This is a genomic window from Paenarthrobacter sp. AB444, from assembly GCF_028736865.1.
GTDB classification, from domain to species: domain Bacteria; phylum Actinomycetota; class Actinomycetes; order Actinomycetales; family Micrococcaceae; genus Arthrobacter; species Arthrobacter nicotinovorans_B.
Map to the genome: position 1 here is coordinate 132,980 of NZ_JAQZBY010000002.1, position 13,112 is coordinate 146,091.

At 61.8% G+C, this 13,112-nt stretch carries 13 protein-coding genes; 2 read left to right on the forward strand and 11 right to left on the reverse strand.

The window, feature by feature from the left end; translation table 11 throughout:
• Positions 1-59: 59 nt before the first annotated feature.
• The 5 genes from PQ627_RS03995 to PQ627_RS04015 form a co-directional block, all read right to left on the reverse strand.
• On the reverse strand, positions 60-761 hold the full coding sequence (locus tag PQ627_RS03995; protein ID WP_274258597.1) for an HAD-IA family hydrolase: 702 nt from the start codon (positions 759-761) through the stop codon (positions 60-62).
• Positions 762-774: 13 nt separating this feature from the next.
• Positions 775-1,818, reverse strand: coding sequence for an NAD(P)-dependent alcohol dehydrogenase (locus tag PQ627_RS04000; RefSeq protein ID WP_274258598.1), 1,044 nt, complete (start codon positions 1,816-1,818; stop codon positions 775-777).
• Positions 1,819-1,846: 28 nt separating this feature from the next.
• Positions 1,847-2,743 (reverse strand): carbohydrate ABC transporter permease, encoded by an 897-nt coding sequence (locus PQ627_RS04005; protein ID WP_274258600.1) that lies wholly within the window; start codon positions 2,741-2,743, stop codon positions 1,847-1,849.
• Positions 2,740-3,600, reverse strand: a complete 861-nt coding sequence (locus tag PQ627_RS04010; protein ID WP_274258602.1) for a carbohydrate ABC transporter permease — start codon at positions 3,598-3,600, stop codon at positions 2,740-2,742. Before PQ627_RS04010 ends, PQ627_RS04005 begins: the two co-directional genes overlap by 4 nt.
• An 81-nt stretch (positions 3,601-3,681) precedes the next feature.
• Positions 3,682-5,061, reverse strand: coding sequence for an ABC transporter substrate-binding protein (locus PQ627_RS04015; RefSeq protein WP_274258604.1), 1,380 nt, complete (start codon positions 5,059-5,061; stop codon positions 3,682-3,684).
• A gap of 100 nt (positions 5,062-5,161) precedes the next feature.
• Between PQ627_RS04015 and PQ627_RS04020 the strand changes: the two genes are divergently transcribed.
• Positions 5,162-6,103: a sugar-binding transcriptional regulator gene (locus PQ627_RS04020; protein ID WP_274258606.1), complete on the forward strand. Its 942-nt coding sequence runs from the start codon at positions 5,162-5,164 to the stop codon at positions 6,101-6,103.
• An 8-nt stretch (positions 6,104-6,111) separates the two neighbouring features.
• Here the strand turns inward: PQ627_RS04020 and aztD are convergent, their stop codons facing one another.
• Entirely contained in the window at positions 6,112-7,419 is a 1,308-nt protein-coding gene (gene aztD, locus PQ627_RS04025; protein WP_274258608.1) for a zinc metallochaperone AztD, read from the reverse strand.
• Positions 7,420-7,530: 111 nt separating this feature from the next.
• On the opposite strand from aztD, the gene PQ627_RS04030 reads away from it, so the two are divergent.
• Positions 7,531-8,505 carry an acyl-CoA thioesterase gene (locus PQ627_RS04030; RefSeq protein ID WP_274258610.1) on the forward strand — a complete coding sequence of 325 codons (975 nt, stop codon included), beginning with the start codon at positions 7,531-7,533 and terminating at the stop codon, positions 8,503-8,505.
• Between the two features lie 28 nt (positions 8,506-8,533).
• Here PQ627_RS04030 and PQ627_RS04035 read toward each other — a convergent pair whose 3' ends face one another.
• The 5 genes from PQ627_RS04035 to PQ627_RS04055 form a co-directional block, all read right to left on the reverse strand.
• The gene (locus PQ627_RS04035) at positions 8,534-9,271 is read right to left on the reverse strand and encodes a VOC family protein (RefSeq protein WP_274258612.1); all 738 of its coding nucleotides are present in this window, start codon (positions 9,269-9,271) and stop codon (positions 8,534-8,536) included.
• Positions 9,272-9,302: 31 nt separating this feature from the next.
• A complete protein-coding gene (locus tag PQ627_RS04040; RefSeq protein WP_274258614.1) occupies positions 9,303-10,358 on the reverse strand; it encodes a PDDEXK nuclease domain-containing protein in 1,056 nt (351 codons plus the stop codon).
• A 48-nt stretch (positions 10,359-10,406) separates the two neighbouring features.
• A complete protein-coding gene (locus PQ627_RS04045) occupies positions 10,407-11,063 on the reverse strand; it encodes a GntR family transcriptional regulator (protein WP_144660418.1) in 657 nt (218 codons plus the stop codon).
• A gap of 137 nt (positions 11,064-11,200) precedes the next feature.
• Positions 11,201-12,196, reverse strand: a complete 996-nt coding sequence (locus PQ627_RS04050; RefSeq protein ID WP_144660415.1) for a transketolase family protein — start codon at positions 12,194-12,196, stop codon at positions 11,201-11,203.
• Positions 12,193-13,083: a transketolase gene (locus tag PQ627_RS04055; RefSeq protein ID WP_274258619.1), complete on the reverse strand. Its 891-nt coding sequence runs from the start codon at positions 13,081-13,083 to the stop codon at positions 12,193-12,195. Before PQ627_RS04055 ends, PQ627_RS04050 begins: the two co-directional genes overlap by 4 nt.
• Positions 13,084-13,112: the final 29 nt, after the last annotated feature.

Consider the following 13,112-nt stretch of genomic DNA (forward strand, 5'->3'; position numbering starts at 1 on the left):
CGCCCCTTTCACCTGGACGCTCTATCACTCCCTTGGAGGGAGCGATAGAGCGTCGGCGTTTAAAGGGTGGGATGTGAGAGAGGGTCCAGGGCGTGCAGTCGCACCCGAAGACCTCCGTCCGTCCCCACGACAACGGCGACGTCGGCCAGTGAGGTGACGACGGCGTCGGCATGGGGCTGGAGCTCCGCCGCCGTCGCAGTACCCGGAAGGCCGACCGTCAGGCAGCCTGCACTGCGGGCTGAACGCAACCCGGCGACGGTGTCTTCAAAAGCGACAGGCGGCACGCCGTCCCGCGCCCAACGCGTGCCGGTACGGTAAGGCTCGGGGTCGGGCTTGCCGCGCTTAACGTCGTCACCCGTTATCAGCAGTGCGGGCGCCGTAATACCCCCGGCGGCCAACCGTGCCTGGGCTACCAGGCGTGCGGCAGAGGTCACCACCGCGCACCTGTCACCGGGAACTGCAGCCAACAACTCGAGCGCCCCGGGCAGCGGAGTTACCGGAGCCCGGGGGTTCTGCTCAATTTCGCTGAGCCGGAGGAGGGCAGCAGTTATCCGTTCTTCAGGTACGAATGACGCAGCCAAGTCCCGCGACGTGCGTCCGTGAAACGACTCCCCATCAGGAATGGTCACCCCTTCCTCTTCCGCCCATTCGTGCCACGCCTGCTCCACCGCCGCGATGGAGTCCAGGAGCGTTCCATCCATATCGAAGAGAAACTCGCTGACTTCCCATTCGATGGCCCTTTTGTTGTCAATCCGGTTCAAAGCGATCGTCCTGCTACCGCTTTGTCTGCGGGACGGGGATGACCATGGTTTTGATCGCCATAGGGTCCTTCTTGGCCTTCATCAGTGACTCTTCAACGTCCTCCAGCCCATAGCGCCCTGTGACGATGCCTTCCACATCCACAGCTCCCGAGGCCAACAGTGCAATTGCCGTGGGCCACGTATTCACATACCGAAACGTCCCGGTCAAAGTGATCTCGCGGTGCTGGATCATGGCGATGGGAACATTGAGTTCATCCCCTCCCATCCCCACCAGGCATGCGGTCCCACCCCGTTTGACGGCGGGGAAGGCGGGCAGGATCGCCCGTGCGTTCCCGGAAGCATCAATGTAGACGTCAAAATACTCTGCATAGTCGTCCAGACCGTTTGTGGTGGGGTCCAGTGCTACGTCCGCCCCATGGGCCAAGGCAAAGTCCCGCCGGTGCGCGATCGGGTCGCTGATGACCACCTCACTGGCACCCAACGCCTTGGCGACCTGGACATTCATGACCCCGATCGGCCCCGCACCAGTGATGAGAACTTTGTCTCCGGCCTTCACACCTGCCCGCCGGGCTGCGTGGACGGCCACGGACAGCGGTTCGAGAAGGGCTGCTTGCTCGTCGGAGATTTCCTCCGGAACGGCATGTGCAAAGTCGTCATCGACAATTACGTACTCCGCGAAAGAGCCGTCAACGGGCCAAGCCCCGTAAAACAAGATGTCCCGGCACAGGTGATAGCGGCCCGTCTTGCAGTAATCGCACTTCCGGCAAGGAGTCTGCGGTTCAACCGCCACCCGTGTTCCTACACGGCTGCTGTCGACGCCAGGCCCGACGGCGACAATCTCACCGGCCGTTTCGTGCCCGAGGACAATGGGACCTTGGACGACTATGTCGCCGATTGAACCAGTCTCGTAAAAATGGGTATCCGAACCGCAGACCCCCACCGCCGTCACGCGGACAAGCACCTGGCCCGGCTGCGGTTCCGGAACTGGGACTTCCTGAAGTTCTATGGTCTTGGGCGAGGTCAGGACGCTGGCGCGCATGGTTGCAGGGATTGACATGTTTATGTCCTTTCGAGGTGGGGTGTGGTCAGCCCTTGACCGTGCCGGCAGTGAGACCACCGACGATCCAGCGCAAGGAGAAGAGAGCAAAGAGGATGCCAGGGACCATTGAGACGACCGTGGCCGCCGCCATCGGACCCCAGTCAATGGATTGGTAGGCGATGTACTGCTGGATGCCCGTGGTGACTACCTGGGTGTTCTTGCCGCTCAGAACAAGGGGCAAGGTGTAGCTGTTCCACGCCCAGATGAAGGAAAGCATCAAGCTGGCGCCAAGACCCGGTGCGATCAACCGGAACAGCACGTGCCGGAACGCCGTCCAGCGACTTCCGCCGTCCATGGCAACCGCTTCTTCGAGTTCGACAGGGAGATCTTCGATGAAGGAGCGCAGCATCCACACGAGCATCGGCAGCGTCACCAGCTGGTAAGCCAGGATCAGGCCCAGGTAGTTGTCGTACAAACCGATCTTCTGGAAGATCAGGTACAGCGGAAGGATGATCAGCAGCTCCGGAGCAAAACGGAGGGACAGGATGCTGAACGCAATGTTCTCGCGGCCCCGGAACTTGAAGCGCGCCAAGGCGTAGGCCGTCGGCAGACCAATGAGCAGGGTCAGCACCAGCGAGCCCAGCGTCACGATCAGGGAGTTCACGAACGGTGTCATGAACGCGCTGCCACTGAGCACCTTCACGTAGTTGTCCAAAGTTGGAGAGAACAAGAACTTCGGCGGATAGACCACGATGTCGCCCGGCATTTTGAAGGACATCATCAAAATCCAGACAATCGGCGCCAATGCGAACACGGTCCAGAGTGTCAGGACGGCCATGGCCGCTGCGCGTCGCAGCTTCCTTGACCTTTCCCGCCGGGAGGTGGCAGGCGCCGGCGGAGTCCTTTGGGTGCGTACCGCAGGCTCGACAACTGTGCTGCTCATGAAAATGCCTCCTTACGACGGGCCTTGAGCAGGAAAAAGGAGATGAGGTAGCAAAGAAGCCAGAGGACAATCAAAGCTGCCATCGCTGCACCGAAGTTCAGGTTGCGAATGCCATCCAGGTAGGCCATGACATGCAGATTGGTGGTCGCATCCACAGGTCCGCCCTTGGTGGTGGTGTAGATAATGTCGAACATTTTCAGCGAGTCGATGCCCCTGAAAGTGATGATGACTACCAGGACGGGCATGAGCATCGGCAATGTCACCGACACGAAGTTTCGAACCGGCCCCGCACCATCCATGGCGGCAGCTTCACTGAGTTCCTTCGGGACGCTCTTGAGGCCTGCTTGTGCCAGAAGCACAACGAACGGCGTGAAGATCCAGACGTCGATAAGGACAACGGACCAGAGGGCGCTGTCCGGCCCGTTCAGCCAGAGCAGCTTCTGGGACCCCACCGCCTCCAGCAACCAGTTCACAACACCGTTTTCGGTCAGCATGACCTTCCACATGAGAGCCGCGACCACCGGAGGCAGCAGCAACGGAAGGACTATCAGCAGCCGAAAAGAGTTTCCTATCCGGCCCACGTAGTTAAGGAGCATCGCCAGGCCTATGCCGAAGAGGCATTCAAGCACCACGACGACGACCGCGTAGCCGAGCGTGATGCCGATTGCGTGCAGGCCCTCCCCGCTTGAGAAGAGATTGAGGAAGTTCTCTCCCCAATTGGGCACGGGCGCGCCCCGGTTGAGCCGGTACGAGGTGAACGACCACCACGCCCCGGTGAGGAACGGGTAGAGAATCGCCACCAGCAGCGCCAGGGCGGGTAAGAGTAAAAGGTAGGGAAGAGAAGGTTTGTGTTTCATGGGTTCCCTTGGTTGATGCAACTCTGCCCTGCGGCCGGCGCGACAGTGCGCCTCCAAGGACCGCGGGAAGTGTCGGCAGGGTTACTTGATAACGGCGTCGATCTTCTTTGCGGCGTCATTGAGGGCGTCCTCGACGGACGCCTGGCCCAAGATGGCGGACTGGATTGCGGTGGCCCAGATGTCGCCTGCGTTCGTCCAACTGGCCGACGGCGAATACGGCCAGGACGCGTACTTCGAGAGGATTTCAGTCCACGTCTTGTTGTAGTCGCCCCAGCTGGCAGTGGCTTGGATCATCTCCGGGCTGTTGGCCACCGACATACGCGTTGGATTCATGTTTCCTGCTGCGATGGCGGAGGTCAGGAGTTCCTTGGAAGTGGCCCATTGCATGAACTGCCAGGCCGCCCCTTTGTTTTTCGACGACGAGTTCATTCCCAGCGACCAGAGCCACATGCTGGAGGAGCGGCCTTTGGGACCCTCGGGCGGGAGGGCGTAGCCCACCTTGCCGGCGATCGCGCTGCCCTTTTTCTCAAAATCCGGAGCCATGTGGTCGGCGTCGATGTAGAACGCCGAAGTACCCGCCAGGAAGTCCTGCTGTGCCTCGTACCAGGTGTAGGTGCTGGCCGCCTTGGGCGCCGTCTTCATCAGCTCCACCCACTTGCTGGTCGCTTCAATGCCCTCGGGAGAGTTGACGGTGGCTTTTCCGTCGGTGATGTCCTTGACGCCGTAGGCTCCGGCGAAGGTGGAGAAGGGGTTCAGCGTGGGGTAGGTCTTGTCGCCGCGGCTGACGAAGCCGGAGATCTTCTTCCCACCGAAGTCGATCCCGTTGAGCTTCTGCGCTGCGGCGATGAGCTGGTCGATGGTTTGCGGTACTTCGACGTTGTTGGCTTCAAGAATGTCCTTGCGATAGAAGAGCGCGTAGCCTTCCTCGTTCGCCGGGATCGCCCACAGACCGCCTTTGCCTGCACCTCCGAAGTTGGTCTTATCCCAACGCTCAGCGCTCAACAAAGCTGGAAAGAAATCGTTGATGTCGTAGTCAGGAGCAGTGTGCTTGGAGTTGTCCACCCAGGGCTGCAGGTCCTCGATCCAACCGGCGGCCGCGTACTGGTAGTTCATGGGCTGGGACGTCATGAAGACGTCATAGGCACCGGAGCCGGACTGAAGCTCGGTCAGGATCTTCACCATGTAGTCGGATTCACTGAGGGTTTCAAGGTTCACCTTGATTCCGGTCTTCGTCTCAAAGTCACTCAGCTGCGGCTTGATCGCTGCGGAGAGCGGGTGCTCGCTCATCAAGAGATTGAGGCTTTTTCCTTCGAAGTTCCGCCAGCCGAACGAATCGACATCGGCTGTGGAATCCGCTCCGCCTCCGGGCGAGCAGGCGGCGAGAGTAGCCGTAGCGGCTACTGCGGTCACGGCCATTTGCATCACGGTGCGACGGCTTGGGCGGAAACGCTGAACTTCCATCATCTACTCCTTGGACTCGCGGCAACCCTGCGGCGTCGGTGCCACAAGGTGTAGATGAAAGACTAATGAGAGCGCTCACAACCTGGTCTATGATGCTCAGGTGAGCAAGGAATTGAGCATGGAAGAGCAGCTGCGCCACGTTTACGCGGCCATGCAGCACCTGAAATTCGGCCGGCCAACGGTGGACATAGCCGAGGAATTGGGGATTTCCCGCTTTGCCGTTGGTCGGATGGTGAAGTACGCCCGGGAGCAGGGGCTGGTGGAAGTCACCCCACGACTCCCCGATCCCATTGACGCCACCCTTTCCAAGGCGCTGGCCTCTTGCTATGGCTTGGAATCGACCATTGTCTGCATCCCCGCAGCTGAGGGTGACAAGGCCGCCCGCGCCGCTATCGCCGCCGTCGCCTCGAAGCTCCTGTCGGAGCTCATCGAAGAAGATGACATCTTGGGGCTGGGCCCCGGCCGGACCATTCTGGAGACCTGCGCGCGGATACAAACCGCGCCAAATTGCGACTTGGTGCAGCTAACAGGCGTTGCATCGACGGACGATGACAATCTGGAGGTCATCATGGAGTTGCGCCGGGTGGCCCAAGGACGGATGTTTCCGCTTCATTCGCCCGTCATAGCGACTGATCCCGTCGCGGCGCAGGTCATCCGGAGCCAGCCCGGGGTTCGGCAGGCTTTGAAACGGATGGACTTACTGGATAAAGCCGTTTTCACTGTGGGTGGGTGGCCCCACAGTTCGCTCCTGGCCAGCCTTTTGGACGAGACGGGCGAGCTCGGCCCACTGATCGAACAGGGCGTCGCGGCAGAAATCGGAACCACCCTCCTGGACGCCCATGGCAAGGAGCTTCACCTTCTTGACGACCGCATGATCGGCATCACCACACAGCAACTGGCTTCCGTACCGCTCAAAGTGGCCCTCGGAGGCGGGCCCGGCAAGAAACGAGCTGTGATCGCGGCCCTGAAATCAGGACTGGTGGATACCCTGGTCACTGATGTGGACACCGCCAAGGCTGCACTGGCGGCCGTCAAGAAGTAAGGCAGGAACTAACCAGTCACACCGGTGAGTTCGTTCGGAGTGTGCTCAAGCTTCGCCGACTTGGCCACTTTGCCAGCTTTCAGGTCCACAGCGTGAAGTGACTGCGTCGCCGGTTCGGTGACGTACGCCGTCGAGCCCTGCACGAAAAGGGTGGGCCGCGGGTCCTGCCAGGTGGCTGATTCCTCCCAGGGCGCCACCACTGGAATGGTGGCCGTGACCGCGCCGGTGAGTGGATCGATCACCCGGAGGCCGCCATCGGTGCCGAGTACCAGTGCTTCGCCTGCGGGGCCGCGGCCCAGCGAGCGGAAGGAATAGCTGGTGCCGATGTCCACGAGCTGCAGGGCGGCGGTCTCGGTGTTAACGAGCGAGATCCGGGTGGGCCGCTCGGGCTTGGCGGCCTTGTCTACTTTGTAATCGCCCAGAATCACGGGAGATTTTTCCGATCCCGCCTGGTTGCCCAAACGGCCGTAGGCATCGGGACTGGCCACCTTGGTGATGGCGCCATCCTTGTAAATGAGCATGCCGTTCTCGCAGCCGACCACCACGGCTTCACCGGCAGCGACCGCCTCGCCGTGGACGCCGGGGCAGTCTTCGTTGCGGACAACTTCCTGACGATCCTGGCCCTTGCCTGCGGAAAGCACAGCGATTCCCGACCGGCTTTCCTCGTTGCCGAGCGTCACCAGCAGCTTGCCGTCCTCCAGCTCCACCGCCACGCCGTGATGCGCTTCGGGTGTGGTGTAGACGTCGGTGGCGGGCAACTTTCCGTCTTCCACGGCGGCACCCAGCGCGGAACTTTCGAAGCTCTCCACCTTGCCGGATCCATCGCTGAAGAGCACAGTCTTGCCGGCGTGCAGCACCACGTGGCCAGCCTTGTCGGCTTCGAAAGCAAAATCGGTCAGCGCGGGCTCGGAGACGTAATGGTGGCTGTGGTCCCCGTGCGGTTCCGACCAGGCTCCGGCGTCGAAGAGGCGGAAGGCGTCGCCCGTTGAGACGAACACATGCCGCCCATCGCCAGCGGGGTTGAGGCGGTTGAAGCCCGCCAGTTCGGCGCCCCCCACGTCGGCGAGGGAGGCGGCATCGAGGACTCCTATGCCGCCGTCGTGCGTGTAAACCAGGCGGGGCGTCGGCGCGCCTGCCTCTTTAGGGCTGGGCTTCGAAGTGGACGACGGCGACGCGTCGGTCGCGCTGCCGGCGGAACCTCCGGGCGCGGCGCAGGCCGTAAGGAGAAGAGCGGAAAGCCCGACGGCGGCAAGCGGCGTTGCGTGAAGGCGACGCTTCCGGGCGGGCAAGGTGACAGGGTTTGGGTGATGATGCATGCGTTAAATGATATTGATTCTCATTTAGAGAGCAAATTGCTTCTGTCCGGGCCTCCGGGGAGGCTCAGTCTTAGTCACGTAACAGAAACACGGCGCCAGTAAACTTCGAGCATGAGCGAGTCCCCCGCGAATTCCGTGACCCTCCGCTTCCTCGCGGCCCCCACTGACGTTGGCCATAGCGGATCCGTTGACGCCGGCACCGTCCTTGAGTGGGTCGACAAAGCCGCCTATGCAGCGGCCGTGGGATGGGCCAAGTCCTATTGCGTCACTGCCTACGTGGGCAACATCCACTTCACTGATCCCGTGAACAGCGGCGACATGGTGGAGGTGACGTCCACCATCGTCTATACCGGCCGCTCCTCCATGCACATCCACACAGTGGTCAGCTCCCACGACCCCAAGGGCGGCCCCGAGACGATGCACAGCCAGTGCATGGTGATCTTTGTTGCCGTCGGGCCCGACGGGAAGCCGATCCCTGTCCCCCAGTTCGAGCCTTCCACTCCTGCCGAGATCGAAGCCCGCGATCACGCGTTGGCGCGCATCGAAGTCCGCGAGCAGATCGTCAATGCGATGAACGCCCAGGAATATACCGACGCCGGGACCGCCGAGCGCGTCACGCTGCGGTTCATGGCGTCCCCCACTGATGTGAACTGGGGCGGCAAAGTCCACGGTGGCATCGTGATGAAGTGGATCGACGAGGCCGCGTACGTTTGCGCGTCCCGTTACTGCGGGAAGGACACCGTAGCGGTGTTTTCCGGCGGCGTTCGTTTCTACCGGCCGCTGCTGATCGGTCACGTGGTGGAGGTTGAGGCCCGGCTGGTGTACACCGGTGCGAAGGGCATGCACATCGCGGTCCACGTTCGTTCAGGCGACCCCAAGACCCGCGAGATGAACCTGACCACGTACTGCCTCACCGTGATGGTGGCGCGCGACGAAACCGGTACGGCCGTGCCGATTCCGGAGTGGATTCCCGTATCTGATGAAGACAAGAAGCTGCACGCACATGCCCGCGAACTACTTGAAATCCGGGGGCGGGCGCCGGGCAACCGACTGCCGGATCACTTGCTGAAGGCGGCTGGGCGGTAGTCGCCTTGGGCCTCGCTGGGCTGGGCCGCTAGCGGGGCGCCAGCACGCAGAAGTCGTTTCCCTCAGGGTCCCTAAGACATTTCCACGGGACATTCCCTTGACCAACGTCGGCGTCATGGGCCCCCAGGGAGTGCAGCCTCTCCACCTCTGTGGTTTGGTCGTCCCCAGGGTAGGGCATCAGGTCGAGATGGATACGGCTTTGCAGGGCGCCCGGGTCCGGGGTTTTTAGGAGCTCAAGGTAGGGGCCCACACCTTTGGACGACCTCAACCTCGCATGCTCATCGTTTACCTCGTGCAAGGTCCAGTCCATGGCCTCACTCCAGAAATCGGCCATGGCACTGGGATTGTCACAGTTGACTACCACCGTGGCGATGGGACCGGTGTCCTGGTAGATCGGCCGTGGCTCGAGGACACAGAACAAGTTGCCTTCAGGATCAGCCATCACCACCCACGGCACGTCTCCCTGGCCGATGTCGGCGAGCGTCGCACCCAGTCCCTTCAAGCGCTCGACAAGCTCGCGCTGGTGGGCTGCAGAGGTGGTGGCAAGGTCCAGGTGAACACGGTACTTCACCGTCTCAGGGTCCGGAACGGTGACCACGTCCACGCAGACGGCCGTGGGATCTGGCCATGTGAAGCCAAGTGGTTCCACGTTGGTGACACCGGGTCCCTCGCTGGAAACACCCCAGCCGAGGGCGTCAGCCCAGAATTGCCCGAGAGCTGAATCATCGCGGGCCTTGAAATTCACTTGAACCAAACGCAGTGCCATGGTTCACAACTCTATGCTGCGGCCGGGCCCCCTAGGCCGGGGAATCACCACTGTTCGCACGCTCGGCCCATTCGAGCGCGGCCACGAGATGCCCTTCATTGGGAAGCACCTGCTTCTCGGCCATAGGGAGACTCTCATAGCTGTAGCCAGCCACCGCCATCGGTGAGGTCGAACGGCCAAGACTGTAGCGAACGCTCCTGTCGTTCTTGGTACCACAGATCAAGATGCCTATGGTTTCGTTGTGATGCTCCCGACGCAGTACGTCATCAACAAGGGCCACGTAAAAGTTGAGCTTTCCCGCGTGCTCAGGCTGGAACTTACCCGTCTTGAGTTCGATCACCACGTAACGGTTCTGGTCCATGTGGAAGAAAAGCATGTCTACGAAGTAGTCGTCGCCGTCAACGTCAAAATGGACTTGTCGGCCCACAAACGAGAAGCCGGGTCCCAACTCGCGCAGCGTTTCAGTGATCCTGCCGGTCAGCGCGCTCTCCAGGTCCCGTTCCGCGACCTGGCCCGACAACCCCAGGAACTCAAAGTTGTACGGATCCTTCGCGACCTGCTGGGCGAGCTCCGAATCTTGCGCAACAAGCCGTTGCGCAAAGTTGGAGGGCGCAGCCCCTGCGCGTTCCAGCGTCTTATTCAGGATCATGTTCAAGAGCACATTGCGGGACCAGCCATATTCGACGGCGGCCGCGGCGTACCACGCACGGTCCTGCTGTTCGCTCAGCTTGTCCAGCAGCACGGTGATGTGCCCCCATGGCAATTGCGCAACAGGCTGTTGCGCAATTGGCCCACCCTGCCATACGCCTGCAAATGTAGTCATGTACTGGATGTTTCTTGGCGAAAGGCCCGTCATTTGCGGGAATTCAGCGCGCAGATCAGACGATAGGCGTTTGATTACCCCGGCGCCCCATCCGTGCTTCTCCTGCTGAAGCCTTACATCCCGCCCGATAGCCCAGTACAGCTCTATCAGCTGTGTGTTGACGGTCCGAAGCACCTTGGTACGTGCAGCCTTAACACGATCCTTAAGATCGTCCAAGAGCTCCGTATAGCCGGCGGGAAGGCCCAACTCGCGTGATTCACCCATGCCCCGCACCCTACGAGGGAGCCCCGACAAAAAGCGGTTCGAACGGAACTACCCCACCAAATTCTCGGCCGCGCCATTCATGTGCTCGATGATCGTTTCCCGTGCCTTCGCAGCATTCCCGGTCTCGATCGCCGCAACAATGTCATGATGCCTCCCGACACTCATGTTGCGCGTGGCGCGTTCCAACCCGGCGAACATGATGGACATCCGGATGGAGCCTTCCAGGGATTCCCACGAATGCAGCAACGTCTCGTTTCCGGACAGCCGGCACAACGTGCGGTGAAATTCGAGGTCCGATTCGATGCGCTCCTCAAGTGAGGATTTCGCGGCCTTGTCCATATTTTCGACGGCGGCACGCAACTCGGCGAGGGCGGGCTCCTTGTCCGGCATGTCGCTAAGGGTCCGGGCGGCCAGTGACTCCAGCACCCCACGGACAGCGAAGATGTCCCGGATTTCCTTGACGTCCAAGTGCCGTACGGACATGCGGCCACGCGGTCCGGCGGAGATCAGACCTTCCTGTTCCAGCTGACGGAGGGCTTCACGCAGGGTGCCCCGGCTGATCTGGAGCATTTCGGAGAGCTCGGTCTCCACCAGGTGCCGTCCCGGCTCAAGCTCGCCACTGGTGATCGCGGTGCGCAAAGCTGCGAGCGCCTGTTCGCGAAGGCTCTTCTTCTCCAGTCCCAGCAGGGAGGCTGTGGCGGCCATGGTGTGTCCTCGGTTCTATTGGCAACTGCTGACAGTCCGTTGTTAACTGTCGATACTACGGGCGCCCGGGTTTTTGTACAGCTAATGACCTTTGGAAGCGGCCTTGAGGGCATCAGCTGTACAAAAACTCCGGAGAGTTAGGCGAGTTCAGCCAGCACCTTTGCCACGATCCGGTCGACGGACAGTCCGTATCGTTCGTGCAGTGTCGGCAGCGCGCCGGCGTCGAGGAATTGGTCCGGAAGCGCGATGGGAACCACGCGCTTGCCCAGGCCGGCACTTACGACGGCGGAGGCAACAGTTTCGAACAAACCGCCAACAACGGTGTGGTTCTCCAGCGTCACGGCGAGGCGGTCCGTGTTCAGTTCAGCCAGCACGGTTGCCGAGTCGAAGGGCTTGATCGTCGGAGTGTGAACCACTGCCACGTCAACGTTGTGGGCAGCCAGGGCGTCCGCGGCCTGCAGGGCCCGCATGGTCATCAGGCCCGAGGAAACGAATACGACGTCGTTGCCGCCGCGCAGGACCTTGGCTTTGCCGAGCTCGAATGTGTAGTCGTACTCATCCAAAACCGTCGGCACATTGCCGCGGAGAAGGCGCAGGTACGTAGGGCCGTCCGAGGCGGCGAGCTGCGGGACGGCCTGCTCGATGTCCACGGAGTCGCACGGGTCCACGATGGTCAGGTTGGGCATGCCGCGGAAGATTGCCATGTCTTCGGTGGCCTGGTGGCTGGGACCGTAGCCCGTGGTCAGGCCAGGCAGACCGCCGACGATGTTGACGTTCAAGTTGGGCTCGGCGATGTCCAGGCACAGGAAGTCGTAGGCACGCCGGGCTGCGAACACGGAGTAGGTGGACGCGAAAGGAACCAGCCCGGTCTCAGCCATGCCGGCGGCTGCACCAAAGAGGAGCTGCTCGGCCATGCCCATTTGGAAGAATCTCTCCGGGAAGGCCTTCGCGAAGATGTGCATGTCCGTGTACTTGCCCAGGTCCGCGGTCAGCCCGACAATGGCAGGGTTGGCTTCCGCGGCTGCCACCAGAGCGTGCCCGAACGGGGCGGACGTGGTCTTCTGGCCCGGGTCGGCGAACGAGGCGATCATGGCCGAGGTCTTCAGCTTCGGCTTTGCCGTGGTGGTGCTCATGCTGAGACCGTCCCTTCGTATCCTGCAGTCAGCTGTTCGCGGCAGATCTGCCATTCGTTTTCTTCGATGCGCATGAAGTGCGCCTTCTCGCGGGTCTCCAGCAGTGGCACGCCACGGCCCACCTTGGTGTCGCACAGGATCACGGACGGCCTCCCGACCGGACCGGAAACCGAGGCGATGTTGTCGAACGCAGCCAGCAGCGCACCGACGTCGTTCCCATCCACCCGCTGCGTGTACCACCCGAACGATTCCCACTTCTCCGTCACAGGCTCGGTGCGCAGCACCGTGTTGGTGGCGCCGTCGGCCTGGAGCGCGTTGATGTCCACCATGGCGATGAGGTTGCCCAGCTGGTGATGGTGCGCTCCCATGGCCGCCTCCCACGTCGAACCTTCATCCAACTCACCGTCGGAAAGGAAGTTGATTACCCGCGAAGCCGAACCTTGCGCCCGCAGGCCCAGCGCCATGCCAACCGCGATCGTCAGTCCGTGGCCCAGCGAACCGCCGGAGATTTCCATGCCCGGGGTGTAGGTGGACATTCCGGACATCGGCAGGCGGGAATCATCCGAACCGTAGGTTTCCAGCTCGGCAACCGGGACGATTCCGGCTTCAGCCAGCGCCGCGTAGTGTCCGATCGCGTAATGGCCCGTGGAGAGCAGGAACCGGTCCCGGCCTTCCCAGTGAGGGTTTTCGGCCTGGTAGCTGAGCTGGTCGGCGTATACGGCGGCGAACATGTCCGCGGCACCCAGCGCCTGACCTACGTAGCCTTGGCCTTGGACCTCGCCCATGTTCAGGGCGTGGTGGCGGATGCGGTAGGCGGCAGCGCGGATACGCTCGACGCGCTCGGCGGCCGGCAAAGCGGGCGCTGCTTCTACTGATGAGAGAGACACTGGATTCCTTCCGGAGTCGGGCGCGTACG

Coding starts and splice junctions, on each gene's coding strand:
- PQ627_RS04000 (WP_274258598.1), bottom strand. CDS start 1,818: ATGTCAATCCCTGCAACCATGCGCGCCAGCGTCCTGACCTCGCCCAAG.
- PQ627_RS04005 (WP_274258600.1), bottom strand. CDS start 2,743: ATGAGCAGCACAGTTGTCGAGCCTGCGGTACGCACCCAAAGGACTCCG.
- PQ627_RS04010 (WP_274258602.1), bottom strand. CDS start 3,600: ATGAAACACAAACCTTCTCTTCCCTACCTTTTACTCTTACCCGCCCTG.
- PQ627_RS04015 (WP_274258604.1), bottom strand. CDS start 5,061: ATGGAAGTTCAGCGTTTCCGCCCAAGCCGTCGCACCGTGATGCAAATG.
- aztD (WP_274258608.1), bottom strand. CDS start 7,419: ATGCATCATCACCCAAACCCTGTCACCTTGCCCGCCCGGAAGCGTCGC.
- PQ627_RS04030 (WP_274258610.1), top strand. CDS start 7,531: ATGAGCGAGTCCCCCGCGAATTCCGTGACCCTCCGCTTCCTCGCGGCC.
- PQ627_RS04035 (WP_274258612.1), bottom strand. CDS start 9,271: ATGGCACTGCGTTTGGTTCAAGTGAATTTCAAGGCCCGCGATGATTCA.
- PQ627_RS04040 (WP_274258614.1), bottom strand. CDS start 10,358: ATGGGTGAATCACGCGAGTTGGGCCTTCCCGCCGGCTATACGGAGCTC.
- PQ627_RS04045 (WP_144660418.1), bottom strand. CDS start 11,063: ATGGCCGCCACAGCCTCCCTGCTGGGACTGGAGAAGAAGAGCCTTCGC.
- PQ627_RS04050 (WP_144660415.1), bottom strand. CDS start 12,196: ATGAGCACCACCACGGCAAAGCCGAAGCTGAAGACCTCGGCCATGATC.